A 1,884-nucleotide genomic window follows, 5' to 3' on the forward strand; every position below is an offset into this window, starting at 1 on the left:
CTCCCCGCGCCGCCAATGCCTTGATAGTCATGCGAGCCTCCTGATCGAGCCGGCTCATGCGCTCCTCCGTGTCGTCCCGTGACACGGTAGGTCGACTTCAACCGGAGGCGACATCTCGTAAATCTGGCCGTCGCCTTACTCACACATTCGCGCGTCGCGCTACAGAAGGCACCCCTGTCGAGTGGGTAGGCGCCGCTTATCGGGTTACTGGCCCGGGCCGAGAGCCCGTGGGAACGTTCACCGGTCCACCCCAAGGCGTTCTCCCGCCTCATGCCGATGGCCCGCTCATGTCATGGCAGGTGCGGGCTGCTCGGGGCATTCTTGGATGGTCCGTTCGCGAGCTTGCGGACAAGTCCGGCGTATCGGTCTCGACGATCCGACGGGTTGAGGACGGACAGAGCCACGATGGCCAGATTCTGCTAACCATCCGCGGCACCCTGGAGCGGGCCGGCATCGGGTTTGTCGCGGCGCCTGGCGGGGAACTCGCGATCAGGCCCATCACGAGCAAAGATTGCTCTCCCGGTTGACGACTCAAATTCGGCATCCGGCGTTCTGGCCAATTTTTGCTTTCAAGGATTCGGATCGGCTCGAACTCAACCCGAAACGGTTGAATCCATGCTCACCTCGGCCCATTGCGAGAAGCAACCCTCGTTCATGCCCGCATGCCGTCATTCAAGACAACCCGATGAAAGCAGCCTCGAACTAACTAGAGCAATGGCGGTTCTGACGGAGCCGGCGCATCGCCACTATCTCTTTGTTCCATAAGTACTTCCCGTGACGAATCATAATCCATTGCCGAGCGCGTTGCTGTAGCTGACGATGGAATTGGCAAGTTTGTGAGGTTGTGAGAGGACAAGGTCATTTGCTCGCCTCAGGCGGTAAGTAGTGACGGCGATAGGATGGGCGACATCCCTTACCCTGTCCGAACATATTGCAGCCCGTCAGCGACACCCATCACATTGCATTGGTGGCCGCTAGGGGGCCAATCCAGTGACGTGATGGGGTAGTTCATTCTCGCGCTCCAAGGCGGCGTAGAACCGCGGCAACCTCCGTCCGCCGGCCTGCTTCTGCGATCGCCAGGGCGGTCTCTCCGAGCTGTGTACGAGTGCTCACGTCGGTGCCGGCAGTAACGAGCAGCTCTACCGTCGCAGGCGAGGCGTGACGGGCGGCGAGATGAAGTGGCATCACCCCGGAGGCGCCCGCAACGATATTGGCACCGTGGGCAAGGAGCAGCCGGATCAGATCGGGCCTATCGAGCTTCACCGCCCAATGCAGCGGCGTGAACGCATGGTGGCCGCCGACATTCGGATCGGCCCCCGCCTCGAGCAGGCGCCGGGCCACCGCTGCATAGCCGGTGCGAACCGCCATCAGGAGAGGCGTTCGGCCCTCGATATCATGCGGGTCGGGGTCGGCGCCCCGCCTTAGGAGAAGTGCGACGACCCCCGGATGATTGTTGCTGGCGGCCTGATGCAGCGGCCTGAAGCCCTTGACATCCTCTGCCTCAATTTGTGCGCCAAGATCGATCAAGAGCGCGGCCATCTCAGCCTCGCCGTAGGCGGCTGCCACATGCAGGGGCGTGCCGAGATCGCCGCGCTCGTTGACATCGGCGCCGCTGCGCGCAAGTCGGCGCACCGCGTCGGCATTACCGACCAGAACGGCGTCATAGATGACGGCCTCGGCGGCTATAGTCGAGCCTAGAAGAAACAGAGCCCCCACAAGTACTTGAAGCGGCACCACCGTCGCGCCTCCGTCTAGGCTAGTTTCCGTCCATAAACGTGCACATCTCGGAGCATTTACAATAGGTTGTGCCGAGTTGGAGTGGCTTTGACGAGGATAGGCAGGGTGAAGAGCGCTGAGTATCGACAAAAATGGTATCGTCGGCGC

The 1,884-nt window shown here is 61.7% G+C and carries 2 protein-coding genes; one reads left to right on the forward strand and one right to left on the reverse strand.

Going from position 1 to position 1,884, the window contains the following annotated elements:
- Positions 1–227 precede the first annotated feature (227 nt).
- Entirely contained in the window at positions 228–527 is a 300-nt protein-coding gene (locus tag FS320_RS49390) for a helix-turn-helix domain-containing protein (RefSeq protein WP_338105696.1), read from the forward strand.
- Between the two features lie 481 nt (positions 528–1,008).
- On the opposite strand, the gene FS320_RS42560 is transcribed toward FS320_RS49390, so the two are convergent.
- Positions 1,009–1,737, reverse strand: a complete 729-nt coding sequence (locus FS320_RS42560; RefSeq protein ID WP_162003626.1) for an ankyrin repeat domain-containing protein — start codon at positions 1,735–1,737, stop codon at positions 1,009–1,011.
- Positions 1,738–1,884 lie beyond the last annotated feature (147 nt).

Origin of the sequence: Microvirga tunisiensis, from assembly GCF_009296175.1 — a bacterium.
GTDB classification, from domain to species: Bacteria; Pseudomonadota; Alphaproteobacteria; order Rhizobiales; family Beijerinckiaceae; genus Microvirga; species Microvirga tunisiensis.